The 15,603-nt window shown below is 70.0% G+C and carries 16 protein-coding genes; 5 read left to right on the forward strand and 11 right to left on the reverse strand.

Annotated features, from left to right (window positions below; all coding sequences use genetic code 11):
• Window positions 1–82 precede the first annotated feature (82 nt).
• A complete protein-coding gene (locus ACLNGM_RS06865) occupies window positions 83–1,537 on the forward strand; it encodes a glutamate synthase subunit beta (protein ID WP_416357743.1) in 1,455 nt (484 codons plus the stop codon).
• Between the two features lie 64 nt (window positions 1,538–1,601).
• Window positions 1,602–2,321, forward strand: coding sequence for a ceramidase domain-containing protein (locus tag ACLNGM_RS06870; RefSeq protein ID WP_090962045.1), 720 nt, complete (start codon window positions 1,602–1,604; stop codon window positions 2,319–2,321).
• A gap of 63 nt (window positions 2,322–2,384) precedes the next feature.
• On the opposite strand, the gene ACLNGM_RS06875 is transcribed toward ACLNGM_RS06870, so the two are convergent.
• Window positions 2,385–3,155 carry a L,D-transpeptidase gene (locus tag ACLNGM_RS06875; RefSeq protein ID WP_090962048.1) on the reverse strand — a complete coding sequence of 257 codons (771 nt, stop codon included), beginning with the start codon at window positions 3,153–3,155 and terminating at the stop codon, window positions 2,385–2,387.
• 238 nt (window positions 3,156–3,393) lie between these two features.
• On the opposite strand from ACLNGM_RS06875, the gene ACLNGM_RS06880 reads away from it, so the two are divergent.
• Both ACLNGM_RS06880 and ACLNGM_RS06885 read left to right on the forward strand, forming a co-directional pair.
• Window positions 3,394–3,798: a MerR family transcriptional regulator gene (locus tag ACLNGM_RS06880; RefSeq protein ID WP_416357744.1), complete on the forward strand. Its 405-nt coding sequence runs from the start codon at window positions 3,394–3,396 to the stop codon at window positions 3,796–3,798.
• Between the two features lie 86 nt (window positions 3,799–3,884).
• Window positions 3,885–4,382 carry an MmcB family DNA repair protein gene (locus ACLNGM_RS06885; RefSeq protein ID WP_090962054.1) on the forward strand — a complete coding sequence of 166 codons (498 nt, stop codon included), beginning with the start codon at window positions 3,885–3,887 and terminating at the stop codon, window positions 4,380–4,382.
• Between the two features lie 7 nt (window positions 4,383–4,389).
• On the opposite strand, the gene ACLNGM_RS06890 is transcribed toward ACLNGM_RS06885, so the two are convergent.
• The 4 genes from ACLNGM_RS06890 to ACLNGM_RS06905 all read right to left on the reverse strand — a co-directional run bounded on the left by ACLNGM_RS06890 (window position 4,390) and on the right by ACLNGM_RS06905 (window position 9,714).
• A complete protein-coding gene (locus ACLNGM_RS06890) occupies window positions 4,390–4,950 on the reverse strand; it encodes an ActR/PrrA/RegA family redox response regulator transcription factor (protein ID WP_090962057.1) in 561 nt (186 codons plus the stop codon).
• A 98-nt stretch (window positions 4,951–5,048) separates the two neighbouring features.
• The gene (locus ACLNGM_RS06895) at window positions 5,049–6,446 is read right to left on the reverse strand and encodes an ActS/PrrB/RegB family redox-sensitive histidine kinase (protein ID WP_416358403.1); all 1,398 of its coding nucleotides are present in this window, start codon (window positions 6,444–6,446) and stop codon (window positions 5,049–5,051) included.
• 68 nt (window positions 6,447–6,514) lie between these two features.
• A complete protein-coding gene (hrpB, locus tag ACLNGM_RS06900; RefSeq protein WP_416357745.1) occupies window positions 6,515–8,992 on the reverse strand; it encodes an ATP-dependent helicase HrpB in 2,478 nt (825 codons plus the stop codon).
• A gap of 44 nt (window positions 8,993–9,036) precedes the next feature.
• Window positions 9,037–9,714, reverse strand: coding sequence for a DUF1345 domain-containing protein (locus ACLNGM_RS06905; protein WP_416357746.1), 678 nt, complete (start codon window positions 9,712–9,714; stop codon window positions 9,037–9,039).
• Window positions 9,715–9,854: 140 nt separating this feature from the next.
• On the opposite strand from ACLNGM_RS06905, the gene ACLNGM_RS06910 reads away from it, so the two are divergent.
• The gene (locus ACLNGM_RS06910) at window positions 9,855–10,616 is read left to right on the forward strand and encodes an SDR family NAD(P)-dependent oxidoreductase (RefSeq protein WP_294641021.1); all 762 of its coding nucleotides are present in this window, start codon (window positions 9,855–9,857) and stop codon (window positions 10,614–10,616) included.
• A 12-nt stretch (window positions 10,617–10,628) separates the two neighbouring features.
• Here ACLNGM_RS06910 and ACLNGM_RS06915 read toward each other — a convergent pair whose 3' ends face one another.
• The 6 genes from ACLNGM_RS06915 to ACLNGM_RS06940 form a co-directional block, all read right to left on the reverse strand.
• On the reverse strand, window positions 10,629–11,201 hold the full coding sequence (locus tag ACLNGM_RS06915; protein WP_416357747.1) for an HdeD family acid-resistance protein: 573 nt from the start codon (window positions 11,199–11,201) through the stop codon (window positions 10,629–10,631).
• Window positions 11,202–11,260: 59 nt separating this feature from the next.
• Window positions 11,261–11,842 carry an NADPH-dependent FMN reductase gene (locus tag ACLNGM_RS06920; protein WP_416357748.1) on the reverse strand — a complete coding sequence of 194 codons (582 nt, stop codon included), beginning with the start codon at window positions 11,840–11,842 and terminating at the stop codon, window positions 11,261–11,263.
• Complete coding sequence (locus ACLNGM_RS06925; protein WP_416357749.1) at window positions 11,839–12,453, reverse strand: class I SAM-dependent methyltransferase; 615 nt, start codon at window positions 12,451–12,453, stop codon at window positions 11,839–11,841. The genes ACLNGM_RS06920 and ACLNGM_RS06925 overlap by 4 nt, the downstream gene beginning before the upstream one ends.
• Before the next feature lie 59 nt (window positions 12,454–12,512).
• Complete coding sequence (locus ACLNGM_RS06930) at window positions 12,513–13,148, reverse strand: class I SAM-dependent methyltransferase (RefSeq protein ID WP_416357750.1); 636 nt, start codon at window positions 13,146–13,148, stop codon at window positions 12,513–12,515.
• Window positions 13,149–13,188: 40 nt separating this feature from the next.
• Window positions 13,189–14,307, reverse strand: coding sequence for a molecular chaperone DnaJ (gene dnaJ, locus ACLNGM_RS06935; protein WP_416358404.1), 1,119 nt, complete (start codon window positions 14,305–14,307; stop codon window positions 13,189–13,191).
• Between the two features lie 199 nt (window positions 14,308–14,506).
• Window positions 14,507–15,595 carry an acyltransferase family protein gene (locus tag ACLNGM_RS06940; protein WP_416357751.1) on the reverse strand — a complete coding sequence of 363 codons (1,089 nt, stop codon included), beginning with the start codon at window positions 15,593–15,595 and terminating at the stop codon, window positions 14,507–14,509.
• Window positions 15,596–15,603: the final 8 nt, after the last annotated feature.

Consider the following 15,603-nt stretch of genomic DNA (forward strand, 5'->3'; position numbering starts at 1 on the left):
GGTCGGCAAAGGTCCGATCGCTCGCATGAGGGGTGGCTTCGCGCAGCTGACATCAGCGCCGCCGCCCGGACGGAGGGGCATTATGGGCAAGGTCACGGGCTTTCTCGAGATCGACCGGCAGACGGCGAAGTATCAGCCGGCATCCGATCGCATCCGGCATTTTCGCGAGTTCACGCTGCCGATGTCCGACGAGGAGGTCGGCAAGCAGGCGGCGCGCTGCATGGACTGCGGCATTCCCTTCTGCCACGGGCCGACGGGCTGCCCCGTCCACAACCAGATCCCGGACTGGAACGACCTCGTCTATGCCAACGACTGGGAGGGCGCGATCCGCAACCTCCACTCGACCAACAACTTCCCCGAGTTCACCGGCCGCATCTGCCCCGCCCCGTGCGAGGAAGCCTGCACGCTGAACCTCGAGGACACGCCGGTCGCCATCAAGACGGTGGAGCAGGCGATCGCCGATAAGGCCTACAAGCTCGGCCTCATCAAACCGCAGCCGGCCGAGACCAAGACCGGCAAGCGCGTCGCCGTCATCGGCTCGGGGCCTGCCGGCATGGCCGCCGCCCAGCAGCTCGGCCGCGCCGGCCACGAGGTGCATGTCTTCGAGCGCGAAAGCCGCGCCGGGGGGCTCCTTCGCTACGGCATTCCCGACTTCAAGATGGAGAAGCACTTCATCGACAAGCGCGTCGAGCAGATGGAAGGCGAGGGCGTCACCTTCCACTACGGCGTCAATGTCGGGAAGACGAAGCCGCTCGAGGAACTGCGCGCCGAGTTCGACGCCGTGCTCTACTGCGGTGGCGCCGAGCGCCCGCGCGACGCCGGCATCCCCACCAACGGCCTCTACGGCATCCACGACGCCATGCCCTACCTCGTCCAGCAGAACCGCCGCGTCGGCGGCGAGCCGGTCGAGAGCGCGGGCTGGAACGCCGGCGAGATCTGGGCCGGCGGCAAGCATGTCGTCGTCGTCGGCGGCGGCGACACGGCGTCGGACTGCGTCGGCACCGCCTTCCGGCAGGGCGCGGTGAAGGTCACGCAGCTCGACATCCGGCCGCAGCCGCCGAAGATGGAGAACAAGCTCGAGGTCTGGCCCTATTGGGCGACCAAGATGCGCGTCTCCTCGTCCCAGGCCGAGGGGGCGATGCGCGAGTTCCAGGTCGCGACGCTGGAGTTCATTGGCGAGGACGGCCAGCTCACCGGCGTCAAGTGCGCCGAGGTGGACGAGCGCCGCAAGCCGATCCCGGGCACCGAGTTCGTGATCCGCGCCGATCTCGCCTTCATCGCGATCGGCTTTGCCGGCCCCTTCACCGACGCGCTGGTGGCCGAGGCCGGCGAGGCGCTGGCGATGAAGCGCGACGCGCGCGGCAACGTCGCCGTCCAGGCCGACGATAAGGCCTATGCGACCTCGATGGACGGCGTCTATGCCGCCGGCGACGTGCGCCGCGGCCAGTCGCTGGTGGTCTGGGCAATCCGCGAGGGCCGGCAGGCCGCGCGCGCGATCGACCTCGCGCTCACCGGCCAGACGACGCTGCCGCGCTGACGCCGATCCCTGGCGCCGGGTCCGCCCGGCGCCCGTTCGCCTGCGTCGGCCAAGGGGAGGCGAGATGGACTGGTTCGCGCCGATCGACGCCTATTGCGAACGGCTCGGGCCGGGCGTCTGGGCCGAGCCCCTGAACGCCGCGACCAACCTCGCCTTCCTCCTTGGCGCGGCAGTCGCGTGGCAGGCGTGGCGACGGGCGTCCCGTCGCGACGGCGTCACGCTCGCCTTCATCCTCCTCGTCGCGGTGATCGGGCTCGGCTCGTTCCTCTTCCACACGCTCGCCAACGGCTGGTCGCTTCTCGCCGACGTCATCCCGATCGCCGTCTTCATCTACGGCTTCTTCGCGCTCGCGCTGTTCCGCTTCGTCGGTCTTCGACCGGCGCTGGCCGTCACGGGCACGATCGGATTTGCCGTCGCGGCGCAGGTCGTCGAGCGAATGGCCGGACCCGTCCTCGGCTCCTCCGCCTCCTACCTGCCGGCCTTGCTGGCACTCGGCGGCATCGGCGGCGTGCTCCTTGCCCGGCGCCACGGCGCCGGCCGGTGGCTGCTCGGGGCCGCTGCCGTCTTCGTCCTGTCGCTGACCTTCCGCACGCTGGATGCGCCGCTCTGCGATGCCCATCCGCTCGGCACGCATTTCCTCTGGCACGTCCTCAACGCGGCAACGCTGACGCTCTGCCTCCTCGCGGCCATCCGTTACCCCGCCGAGTCCGAAGGACTTCGGCCCGCCGGGCCCGCAGGACCTCGGACTACCGGCAGCGCATCTGATCCGGTCCGCCGCCCATGAAAAAGGGCCGGGCACTTCCCCCGAAGCGCCCGGCCCGCGGCGTCCCCCGCCGTGAAACTTAGATTAGCTCTGCGGAGCCTTCATGCGGCGTTCGGCTAGGCGTTCCTTGCCCTGGAGCACCACGACGCGGGCGTTCATCGGAACGCGCTCGTAGAGATCCACGATGTCCTGGTTCATCAGGCGGATGCAGCCCGACGAGACCGACTTGCCGATCGACCACCACTCCGGCGTGCCATGCAGGCGGTAGAGCGTGTCCTTGTTGCCCTGATAGAGATAGAGCGCGCGGGCGCCGAGCGGGTTCATCAGGCCCGGCTCCATGCCGACCTCGTTGCCGTAGGGCTTGAGTTCGGGGCGACGCGCGATCATCTCGGCCGGCGGAAACCACTTCGGCCAGTGCTGCTTGTCCTTGATGTCGGCCTCGCCCGCCCAGGAGAAGCCGGCCTTGCCGACGCCGATGCCGTATCGCATCGCGGTGCCGCGGGGCTCGACGACGTAGAGGAAGTGGTTGGCCGTATCCACCACGACAGTGCCCGGCTCCATGCCCTCGCTCGCGTAGAACACGCGCTGGCGGCGATATTTCTCGTCCACCTTGGAGATCGGGATGGCGGGCAGCTTGAAACCGCCGTCCTCCATCGCGGCATAGGCCGTCAGTTCGACCGGGCCGAGCGGACCGCCGGAGACGATCGTCTCGGCCGGTGCCACGTAGGCCTGCGCCATCGGCACCGGGGCCGGATTGAGCGAGGCGCGCTGCTGGGTCTGCGTGGTGCAGGCGCCGAGCGTGGCGAGGGCGGCGAGCGCGACGCCGAGAAGAAGGGTGTTCGAGCGGGTCTTCATGGAGCGTCCGGTGCGACTGCGAGGGCATGACGGCCAGGCATGACGGGCTCCCAGGACAGGCAGTCCCCCGTCGGAGGCCACCCTCTGGTACGCCGCGGCGAGTCGCCTGGCAACGCGGTCAGTAGACCCTGGTATGGTTAAGATTGTCTTTGTTGCCGCACCACAACAGTTGACGCCGGGGAGACCCGTTCCACTTGGGGTTGACGGGGCGAAGTTCGAGCAAAACCGGGGACTTCGGATGAACATCGGGGAAGCTGCACGTCGTTCGGGCCTGCCGCCCAAGACGATCCGCAACTACGAGGACCTCGGTCTCGTGTCGCCGGCGCGCGCGCCCAACGGCTACCGCGACTATTGCGAGCGCGACGTGCACATCCTGCGGTTCCTGCAGCGTTCGCTCTCGCTCGGGTTCGACGTGTCGGAGACGCGCCGGCTCCTCGCCGCCTATGCACCGGGCGCCCATCGTGACGAGGCGCGACAGCTGGCGGAGCGACGTGCGGTCGAGATCGATCGCAAGATCCTCGAACTCCACAGCCTCCGCCGCGCGCTGGTCGACCTGATGGACGAAAGGGACGAGTCCTGCGGCTGGCCGGTGCTCGACGAGGTGCCGAACGAGGGAGCCCGCGTGGCACGACCTGCGCTCTAAGTGGCCAGCCGCGCAGGGCGAGTGTTTCCGATTCGTTTCGCCGCACCCCTTGATTCGGCTCCGCTTTCCCCGCTACTCCGGCGGCCATGCCGATCGTTTCTCCCTTCCGCCGCGATCCTCTCGTCGACGGGCGCCAGTCTGAACGGGCCATGCTGGTGCGTCGCGGCGTCCAGCGCCTGATGATCCAGATGCGCGTGTCGGTCCTGCCGGAAATCCCGCTCGTGTCGGGCCGGCGTGCCGATCTCCTCTGTCTGTCGGAAAAGGGGGAGTTCTCGATCGTCGAGATCAAGTCCTCGATCGAGGACTTCCGGGTTGATCGCAAGTGGCCGGACTACCGGCTGCACTGCGACCGCCTGTATTTCGCGACGCATCCGGGCGTGCCGGTCGACATCTTTCCGGAGGACTGCGGTCTCATCCTGTCGGACGGCTACGGCGCCGAGATCCTGCGCGAGGCGCCGGAAACACGCATGGCGTCGGCGACCCGCAAGGCGCTGACGCTTCGCTTCGCGCGCCTCGCCTCCGACCGGCTGCTCCAGGCGGAGTGGGTCGCCAATCCCTACATGACCGGCGACGCCGCCGACTAAACGCGCCTCAGCGCGGCGCGCGCTTGGCGAGGATGCGCTGCAGCGTGCGGCGGTGCATCGAAAGGCGGCGCGCCGTTTCCGACACGTTGCGGTCGCACATCTCGTAGATGCGCTGGATGTGCTCCCAACGGATCCGGTCGGCCGACATCGGATTCTCCGGTGGTTCGGCCTTGATCTCGGGATCACGCGTCAGCGCGGCAATCACCTCGTCGGCGTCCGCGGGCTTGGCGAGATAGTCGATCGCTCCGAGCTTCACCGCGTTCACCGCGGTCGCGATGTTGCCGTAGCCGGTCAGCACCACGGCGCGCGCGCCCGGCCGCTGGCGTCGCAGCGCCTCGATCACGTCGAGGCCGTTGCCGAGCCCGAGGCGCAGGTCCACCACGGCATAGGCCGGGGCGCCGGTCTTCAGCGCAGCCAAGCCTTCGGACACGGTTTCAGCGGTGCGGACCTCGAATCCACGTTGTTCCATCGCGCGGGCGAGACGCCCGACGAACGGACGGTCGTCGTCCACGAGAAGCATCGTCTTGTCGTCGCCCGCCTGCGGGGCAGCCATCTGATCTGTCGCCATGAGATCGTTCCTTCCTTGACAGGAAAGATACGTCGTCCGGGCGGCTTATCAACTGGCGTGCGAGACGATCGATCGCGCAAATCTTGCCAAAAAGGGTGTCAGGCCAACTGTGGCGGCAGATCGAACGCCTCCTCGTCGCGATCGGTCTCGCCGACGGGTTCGATCGTCAGGCGCCCGAAGCTCTCGACCGGCCACGACACCGTGATCCGGGCGCCCGAGCCCTGCGCCTCGCTGCGGTTCTCGAAGCGGATGCGCGCGCCCGAACGCTCGATCAGCGTCTTGGCGATGAAGAGCCCGAGGCCGAGGCCACCGCCCGACTGGCGCTGCCCGGCGTCGCGCACCGACATGTAGGGATCGCCGATGCGCTTCAGGACGTCGGGCGGGTAGCCCGGACCGTCGTCGCAGATCTCGATCGCGATGCGGCCGCTGTTCCAGGACAGGCCGATCTCGACCTCGCCGCTCGCAAAATCCACCGCGTTCTCGATGAGGTTCCCGAGGCCGTAGATCACGCCGGCATTGCGCCGCATCACCGGTTCGGAGCCGGACGCCTCCTGCACCCGCACGCGGATGTCGACGCCGAAGTCACGATGCGGGGCGACGGCCTCCTCGATCAGCGAGGACAGAGGCATCTTAGCCAGATGCTCCTCGGACGTCGACGACAGGCTCGCAAGCTGCCCGAGGATCGCGCGGCAGCGGTCGGACTGGCTGACGAGAAGTTCGATGTCCTCGCGAAGGGTCGCGTCGTCGGGGGCCGCGCGGCGCATCTCCTTGGCGACGAGCGCGATCGTGGCAAGCGGCGTGCCGAGTTCGTGGGCGGCGGCGGCTGCCAGCCCGTCGAGCGCCGACAGGTGCTGCTCGCGCTGGAGCATCAGCTCGGTCGCCGCGAGCGCATCCGACAGCGCCCGGCTCTCGGCCGCCACGCGGTAGATGTAGAAGGTCGAGAAGATCAGCGTCGTGACCAGCGCGAACCACATGCCCCCGAGATAGGGGAAGGGCAGCTGCAGGCTGTGGCCGGCCGGCCAGGGGATCGGATGATGGAGAAAGGCGATCGCGGTGGCGCAGAGGACCGCCAGGACGCCGATCCCGACCGCGATGCGGGCCGGCTGCGTTGCCGCCGCGATCATCGCGGGGACTACAAGGAACACCGCGAACGGGTTCTGGATGCCGCCGGTCAGGAACAGAAGGCCCGTCGGCTGCACGACGTCGAAGACGAGGATCAACGAGGTCCGCCTCTCCGACAGGCGCTCGGCCTTGGAGTAGCGGGTAGACAGCCAGACGTTGAGCGCCACCGACACGCCGATCAGGAGGAAACAGGCCCAGACGGGATAGGGGTACCAGAGCCCCCAGGCGACGAAGACGCAGGCCGCCGACTGGCCGGCGATCGACAGCCAGCGCAGGCGCGTCAGCGTGGCGAGGCGCACACGCTGCCCTTCGCGCGACAGGCGGCGTTCGGGCGGCAGGTCGGCGTCGAGGTCGAGGCCCTTGGCGATGGTCATCATGACAAGCGAATTAGGTGCCGTCCCGCATCCGCACAGGTGCGGCGCGGCAGCACAGCGCTGCCGTGTCAGCCGCGCGGCTTTGCCCGGTTGGTGGCGGGCGCCGTGGTCGGGTCCTCCGGCCAGGGATGGCGCGGGTAGCGGCCGCGAAGGTCCGCGCGCACGTCGGCCCAGGAGCCCTTCCAGAAGCCCGGGAGGTCGCGCGTGATCTGGATCGGCCGGTGCGCCGGCGACAGGAGCTCGAGGATCAGTGGTAGGCGCCCGCCCGCGATCGCCGGATGCCGCGACAGGCCGAAGAGTTCCTGGACGCGCACCGCGAGCACCGGCCCCTCCGCCTCATAGCGGATCGGCAGGTGCGAACCGGTCGGCGCTGTGAAGTGCGAGGGCGCGAGGTCGTCGAGCCGCCGCGCCTCGCCGGGCGGCAGGCGGGCGAGGAGCGCCTCGCGCAGCGCTCCCTCGCCGATCTGCGCAAGGGTTGAGACACCCGGCACGAAGGGCAGGAGCCAGCCTTCGAGGTCGGCCAGCAGCGCCTCGTCCGTGAACGCGGGCCAGCCCGACTCGGCGCCGTAGGCGGGCTGGAGAAACCGCAGCCGCGCCAGGAGCCGCTCGCCCTCCTTGCCCCAGGGGAGGCGCGCGAGGCCGATGTCGCGAAGGCCCGCCATCAGTGCGCGCCCCGTCGCCTCGCCGGCGGGCGTCGGCAGCGGCGCTTCGGCAAGGACCGCGCGGCCGAGGCGACGCACGCGGCGCGCGCGAACCGAGCGGCTCGCGGGGTCGAACTGGAGCGTGTCCTCCTCGACGATGCGCGCCGCGAGGAGCGCGTCGAGGCGCGCCTTATCGATCGCCGCGGCGCTGCGGATGCGGCCGGTACGCTGCGCGGCGCCGGTCGAGACGCCCTGAAGGTCGGCGACGACGAGCGCCGGCTCGCGCGACAGCGCATGCTCCCTTTCCAGCGTCCCCCCGCGCCCGTTCGACAGGAGGAAGCTGCCGGGCGCGCCGCGCGCCAGCGCCACGCGGTCGGGATAGGCGAGCGACAGGAGCGCGCCGGGATCGTCGTCGTCCAGATGGTCGCCGAGATCGGACGGCGCCATGCCGGCAATCCGGCCGGCGAGCCCCTCGGCCGCGCGGGCACGGGGCGAGCGATCGGCCCGCCACAGGCGCAGGCGCTCGGCAAGGTCCACGGAGGGGCCGCCGAGGCCTGGCTCGGTCAGGAGGACGGCAAGGCGCGCCGCGATGCGCCGGGGCTCGCCGGGGGCGGCGCCCACCACCATGCGCGCGAGGCGGGGCGCCAGCGGCAGCGCGCGCATCGCCTCGCCGGTCGCGGTCATCCGGCCGGTCTCGTCCAGCGCGCCGAGGTCGCGCAGGAGCGCGCGCGCTTCCGCGATGGCCGGGCCGGGCGGCGGATCGAGGAAGCGCAGCGAGGCGGGATCGGAGACACCGAAGGCGAGGGCGTCGAGCACCAGCGCCGAGAGGTCGCTGACCAGGATTTCCGGCCGGTCGAAGGCGTCGAGCGCCGCGGTCTGCTCGGCGCGCCACAGGCGGATCGCCTCGCCGGGCGCCGTTCGCCCCGCGCGGCCTGCCCGCTGGTCGGCCGAGGCGCGCGACACGCGCACGGTCTCCAGGCGCTGCAGCCCCGTCGCCGGTTCGAAGACGGGCGCGCGCTTCAGGCCGGAATCGACCACCGTCGTCACGCCGTCGATGGTGATCGAAGTTTCCGCGATCGTGGTGGCGAGCACGACCTTGCGACGGCCGGCCGGTGCCGGGCGGATGGCGAGGTCCTGCGCCGCCCCCTCCAGCCGGCCGTAGAGCGGGGCGAGGATCACGTCGGCGGGCACGCGGCCGTCCAGCCGCTCCAACGTGCGTTCGATCTCGCGCTGGCCGGGCAGGAAGGCGAGGATCGAGCCGGAGCCTGCGCCGAGCTTCTCGCGGATCGCCGCGGCCACGGCGTCCTCCACGGCTTCGCCCGGGGCGCGGTCGCGGTGGCGGATCGTTACCGGAAAGGCGCGGCCCTCGCTCTCGATCACGGGCGCATCGCCCAGAAGCGTCGCGACACGCGCGCCGTCGAGCGTCGCCGACATGACGAGGAGCTTCAGGTCCGGCCGCAACGCCTCGCGAATGTCGAGCGCGAGCGCCAGCGCGAAGTCGCCGTCGAGCGAGCGCTCGTGAAACTCGTCGAAGAGGATCGCCGCGACGCCGGACAGCTCTGGGTCGGACAGGATCATGCGCGTCGCGACGCCCTCGGTCACCACCTCGATGCGCGTCGAGGCCGAGACGCGGGTGTCGAGGCGCATTCGCCAGCCGACCGTCGCGCCCGGCGCTTCGCCGAGAAGATCGGCCATGCGTGTCGCAGCCGCGCGGGCGGCGAGGCGTCGGGGCTCGACGAGGATGATCCGCCCCTTGGCGATGTCGCCGAGAAGATGCAGCGGCACCAGCGTCGTCTTGCCGGCGCCGGGCGGCGCCACGAGCACGGCGGCGCCATGGTTCGCGAGCGCTTGGCTGAGGGCGGGAAGGACGTCGGAGACGGGGAGGCGGGGCAGGCTCGCACGCATGGCCCGTCTTGCCCGAGCCGCAGACAGCTTGTCCAGCGGCGGCGTCAGATGACGCTGGCGCCGACGTTGACGGCGAGCGCCAGCACCGTCGTGTTGAACAGGAAGGCGAGGATCGTATGGGCCAGCACCAGTTCGCGCATGCCCTTGGTGGTCACCTCGACGTCCGAGGTCTGGCAGGCGGCGCCCATGGTGAAGGCGAAATAGAGGAAGTCGCCGTAGCCCGGCGTCTTGTCGCCGCCGGGAAAGTCGAGGCCACCCTCGGCATTCGGCCGGCCATAGAACTCGCCGGCATAGTGCAGCGCCATCATCACCTGCGTCACGACCCACGACAGGAGAATCGTGAAGCCGGCAAGCGTCAGGCGCCAGGGGTTGGGGTTGTGGTCGCCGATGCCGTGCAGTTCGGCGGCGATGGCGCCGAAACTGGCAGCGATCGCAAGGCCGGTGAGAAGAAGGATCGCCCGCCGCCCCTCGTCCTGCCGGTGGGCGCGGCGGCGCAGGTCGCCGGCATCCTCGGATTTCACCATCATGCGCGCGATGACGGCGAGGTAGAACAGGACGCCGGCGTCCCAGCCGATCAGGATGCGCGTCGACAGGTCGAGCGAGCGGGGGCTGAGAAGTGCGACCGCGACCGCGACGCCCGCTGCGATCAGGAGACGCGGCCGGGCGCGCATGCCGCGGATGAAGGCGCGGTGAAAGGTGTGGGATCCCGGTTTGCCGCTCATTGCTCAAGTTGCCTTCCCGATGCCGTGCCGGCTGAAACACTCGCCGCGCAATGATGGTTCGCACGCTTGGCGCGGATCGGCTAAAGGATGATCCGATCCGCCGCCAGATCCCGGACGGCGCAGCCTTCGCGAGTGACACGATGTCCGATGCCGCCACCCCCGCCGACACCCGTCCGACGCTGGTGCTGACCGGTGCATCGCGCGGCATCGGCCATGCCACCGTCAAGCGTTTCTCGCGCGAGGGCTGGCGCGTCATCACCTGCTCGCGCCAGGATTTCGCCGCCGACTGCCCGTGGCCGGCCGGCCCCGAGGATCACATCAAGGTGGACCTGTCGGACCCCGAGGACGTCGGCTACGCCGTGTCCGAGATCCGCCAGCGGCTGCAGGCGAACGGCGGCAAGCTGCAGGCGCTCGTCAACAACGCGGCGATCAGCCCGAAGGCGGACAAGGGCGCGCGGATGGATTCGATCCGCACCCCGATGCATGTCTGGCGAGACGTCTTCCAGGTGAACTTCTTCGCGCCCATCATGCTGGCGCGCGGCCTTCACCAGGAACTGGCGAGCGCGAACGGCGCGATCGTCAACGTCACTTCCATCGTCGGCAGCCGTGTCCACCCGTTCGCCGGAACGGCCTATGCGACGTCGAAGGCCGCGCTCGCCTCGCTGACGCGCGAGATGGCGGCCGACTTCGGGCCCGACGGCATCCGCGTCAACGCCATCGCGCCGGGCGAGATCGACACCGCGATCCTGTCGCCGGGCACCGAGAAGATCGTCGAGCAGATCCCGATGCGGCGGCTCGGAAAGACCTCCGAGGTCGCCGACATCATCTACTTCCTGTGCTCGGGGCAGGCGTCCTACGTCAACGGCGCCGAGATCCACATCAACGGCGGCCAGCACGTCTGACCCCGGCCGGCGCTATCGCGCGCGCAGCGCCGCGAAGAGAAGGCTGGTCCCCGAACTGATCAGCGAGATGCCGAGGAAGAGGCCGATCGCCCAGATCGCGGTTCCTGGAAGGCCGATGACGAGGAAGAGCGCGAGGCCGATGTTGATGATGCCGGCGAGCGCCAGCAGCCAGAACTGGCCGCCCGACACGCGGAACGCATTGGCCATCGCGAAGGTCGCAAGGCCAAGGAGCAGGAAGTAGACCGCGAGAAGCGTGGTGAGCGCGACGGCCCCCGCGAACGGGTCGGCAAGGATCAGGATGCCGAGGAGCAGCGTCACGACGCCGATGAGAAGCCCGGTGCCCCGCCCGCCGAACTCGCGGCCGGCGCGGACCGTGGCGACGATCCCGACGATCCCGAGGATCACCAGAAGCCAGCCGAAGAACAGGGTCGAGGCGAGCGTTGCGGCGAAGGGCACGAGGATCGCGACCGCGCCGGCCGCGATCATCAGCACCGCCTGCACCGTATAGCCCTTCCAGTGGCTGTGCAGGTGGCGCCGGACGTCGCGCTCGAGGTCTCCGGACTGGGTTAGGCCTGCACGCGACATCCGGAACACTCCTCGACGATGGATAGCCGCCGAACGTTCCCCCCGGGTTAAGGTTCCGCTCAGGCGCCCTGCCGGCCGAGCGCGCGGGACGTGTCGAGCAGGCGGTCGACGAGCTCGTCGAGCCGGGTGCGATCGCCGCTCTCGGCAAGGCGGCCCTTTGCGTCGAACGCGGCTTCAGCGGCCGATAGCCGGAACTCGGCGGTCAGCACCTCGGCGCCGAGGGCGGCCAGCGTTGCCCGCACCTGCCAGAGCGCCGACCGTCCGTCCCCGCGCCCGGAGCCTGCCGAGGCCAGCGCCACGACGAGCCGGGCGAAGGGCGGGCGCGCCGCCCGGTCCATGTCCGCCGCCGCGGCCACCCAGTCGAGCGCGTTCTTCAGGGCGGCCGGCGGGCCGGCGTTGATTTCGGGAAGAGCGATCAGGAGCCCGTCCTGCAGCGCCAGCCGCTGGGCGAGCAGCCTGGCGTTCTGCGGCGCCTCGCCGCCGCCCGGCCCCTCGAAGAAGGGGAGGGGATAGTCGGCGAGGCTCGCGCCCGTCAGCGCGACGTCGGTCAGGGACAGGGCCCGTGTCGCTTCCAGCGCGAGGCGGGCCGAGGGGGAGCCCGGCGCGGTGTCGCCGGTGAGGACGAGGATGCGCGGGATCAATGCAGCGGACGCGCCCCGGCCTGGCTGTAGATCCAGACGCGGGCCGGCGGGATGTTGTCCCAGACGATGTCGGAGGACGACACGTCGAAGAGGCCCGGCACCGCCTTCACCGGCGGCTTCCAGAGATAGGAGAGCTGGGTCAGGTTGCCGCCTGGCCGCAAACGCTCGAAATAGCGCGAGAACAGCGCCTGGCGTTCGGCCTGCGGGAACTTCACGATCGGGATCGCGAAGAGGATCGCGGCGAACTTCGCCGAGCCGCCGTCATCGAGCGTCGCATCGAGGTCGAATCCGTCGCCGCGGATGACGTTCACGGCCGGGAAGCGCTCCTTGAGGGTGCGCGCGAACTCGGCGTCGTATTCGATGGACGTGATGCGGCCGGGATCGACGCCCGCGTCGAGAAGTGCCCGCGTGACGCAGCCGAGGCCGGGTCCGAGTTCCAGGATCGGGCCGTCGAGCCCGGTCGTCGCCGAGGCGACCATGGTCGCGCAGTAATGCGCCGATGAGGGCGCGACGGCGCCCATCTTGATCGGATTGCGGACCCAGGTTCCGAAGAACCGCGCCAGATCCCGGCGCCGTTCGCGTGCCGCGTCCTGCCCCATGCGAGTGTCCATCGTGCTCTCCCGTCTCGCGCGCGGCCTGCCGGGCCGCTTCGACGTCGATGCCTAGCAGGTCATTTTGGCATTGCGACGAAGGTCGGCAAAGCCCGATCGCGCGCCGCGTCTCGATCTCGCCGATAGGTGATCACGCGGGCGGGCGGCAGGTTGCGCTTGATCCAGGGCGAGACCGTCGAGCCGGCGTCGATGCGCTCGGCGCGGACCGGCGGCGCGAAGGCGTAGGAGAACTGGATGAAGGGCGCGCCCGGCGGTAGGAGGTCGAGATAGCGGGCGATCGCCCGCGCCCGCTCGGGCTCGGCCCTCGTCATCAGCGGCAGCGAGGAGACCACGGCGCGCAAGGGACGCTCGTCCAGAAGCCGGGCGAGGGCGGCGGGCGGCTCGTAGGCGTCGCCCTGCAGGACGTGGACGCGCGGGAAGCGGGCGCGCAGGAGCGTGCAGAACTCTGGCGAATATTCGAGACAGACGAGGCGTTCCGGTTCGATGCCGGCTTCCAGGAGGCAGGCAGTGACGACGCCGGTGCCGGGGCCGAGCTCGACCACGATCCCGTCCGCCGGCTCGTCCGGCACGGCCTCGGCCATCCGACGGCCGAGCGCGCGCGATGAGGGCGAGACCGCCCCCATCTTCAACGGGCTCTTCAACCAGCTGCGGATGAAGGCCGCGTCGGCCTGACGCCGCAAGGGATGCTCGTCCACGTCCACAACACCCTCCCCGATGCCGCCATGTCCGGCTGCCTCAGTCGCTGAGGCCCTCGAAGAATTCCTTCATGCGGGAGAAGAAGCCCGTCGATTGCGGCGAGTTCTCGGAGGAGGAGATGTCCTCGAACTCCTGCAGGAGTTCGCGCTGGCGGCGCGACAGGCTCTGTGGCGTCTCGATCGAGATCTGGATGAAGAGATCGCCGGTCTGCGTCGAGCGAAGCACCGGCATGCCCTTGCCCTTGACGCGGAACTGCTTGCCGTACTGCGTGCCCTCGGGAACCTTGACGCGGGACTTGGCGCCGTCGAGCGTCGTGACCTCGAACGAGCCGCCGAGCGCGGCCGTCGTCATCGAGATCGGCACCTTGCAGAAGAGGTCGGCGCCGTCGCGCTGGAAGAACTCGTGCGGCTTCACCGACAGGAAGATGTAGAGATCGCCCGCCGGTCCGCCGCGCAGGCCCGCCTCGCCCTCGCCGGCCAGCCGGATGCGCGTGCCGTCCTCGATGCCGGCCGGGATGTTGACCGAGAGGTTGCGCTCCTCCGGCAGTCGCCCGTCGCCGCCGCACTTGCCGCAGGGGTCGGCGATGATCTCGCCGCGACCCTGGCAGGTGGGACAGGTGCGCTCGATCGAGAAGAAGCCTTGCGCAGCACGCACGCGCCCGACACCGCCGCAGGTCGGGCAGGCTTTCGGCGCCGTTCCCGTCTTGGCGCCCGTGCCGTGGCACTGGTCGCACTGGATGGTGGTCGGCACACCGATCTCGGCAGTCTTGCCGGTGAAAGCCTCCTCGAGGCTGATTTCCATGTTGTAGCGAAGGTCGGAACCGCGCTCACGCCCCGACTGGCCGCCCTGGCGTCGTCCGCCGGCGCCGCCGCGCCCGCCCATCATCTCGCCGAAGATGTCGTCGAAGATGTCGGCCATCGAGGAGGCGAAGTCGCCCCGGCCCGCACCGCCGCCGTTCTGGAACGCGGCATGGCCGAACCGGTCGTAGGCAGCGCGCTTCTGCGGATCCTTCAGGACCTCGTAGGCCTCGCCGATCTCCTTGAACTTCAGTTCAGCCGCGGCGTCGCCCGGGTTCTTGTCCGGGTGATACTGCATGGCGAGCTTGCGGAACGCGGCCTTCAGGGTCTTGTCGTCGCAACCCTTCACGACGCCGAGCATCTCGTAGTAATCGACCTTCACGGACAAGCGTATCACCGTTCTCGTGCGCATCGGACCAGCCGTCCGGTGCAGTCATGACGTGGAGACGGAAAGTCCAGCGAAGTTCCGTCGCGGGCCCGATGTAGGCGTGGAGGGCCCGCGTTACCATAGGACAGCGATCAGCAAAAGCGGATGGAGCTTGCGCGGACCCGTCGCGGCCTCAGGCCGAGGCGAGCGTCGGCGGCCGGGGCTTCGCGCCGCGCTCGCCCGCCAGCCGGCGCCCGAGCGGCCCCTCGACGAAGCGCGCCGACAGGAAGGCGAGCGCGATCGTCGCCAGCATCGGGACCGGCAGGAAGGCGTAAAAGCTCATGATCTCCTGCGGCTCCAGGATCCGCCTCCACAGGAAGGACAGGAGCACGATCTCGCACGCCGCATGGAGGATGTAGATACTGAAGGACAGGCGCAGGAGCGGCATGGCCGGCTCCAGCCGCTCGGTGGAGCGGGGCCGCGCGCCCTCGGACAGGCCGATCAGGAGGATGGCGAGGAAGAGGAGCGCGAGCGTCAGGTGGACGAACGCGGGGATCGCCATGGTGAGGAGCGCGGCGGCGAGCGCAAGCAGTCCCGGCATGTGCGAGGTGACGGCGAGCGCGCGCCGCGCAACGAGGGCGGCGGCCAGCGCGCCCGCCGTGAAGTCGGCAAAGGCGCGGTAGGCGCCGAACGTGTCGGCATTCGTCCAGTGCCCGCTCGGAAACACGCCGGCATAGCTCCAGACTTCGAGCACCGCGATCCAGCCGAACAGGAGGAAGGCGAGGCCGGCGATGCCGGCGCGCCGCCAGACGAGAACGACCGCCGGAAACAGGAGGTAGCAGAAGAACTCGGCGCTGACCGACCAGCTCGGATAGTTGAAGGTGAGCCGGTCCGTCGTGCCCCAGGCGTGGACCGCGAGGACATGCAGCGGCAGGTCCGCCATGTTCCAGCGCGGCAGGTCGTGCAGCGTGACGAGGCCGAGCGCGCCGGCCGCGCCGATCGAGCCGAAGAACAGAAGCGTCAGGAAGTGGAGGGGATAGAGGCGCGCGAGACGCCGGCGCAGGAAGCGTCGGTAGTCGCCCATCGTGTTCATGCGCGGCGCATAGCGTGCGGCGATCACGAAGCCGGAGATCATGAAGAAGGCGTCGAGAAGCGGCAGGAGATGGTGCAGGGCGTCGGTCGCGATCGCGGCGTGCGTGCCCGGCGCGAAGAACATGAAGTGATAGGTCATCACCAGGATCGCGGCGGAGAAGCGCCAGCAGTCGAAGATCCGGTAGTGCATCGGCAGGT

It is taken from the genome of Aureimonas phyllosphaerae (genome assembly GCF_047943035.1).
Lineage (GTDB): Bacteria > Pseudomonadota > Alphaproteobacteria > Rhizobiales > Rhizobiaceae > Aureimonas > Aureimonas phyllosphaerae.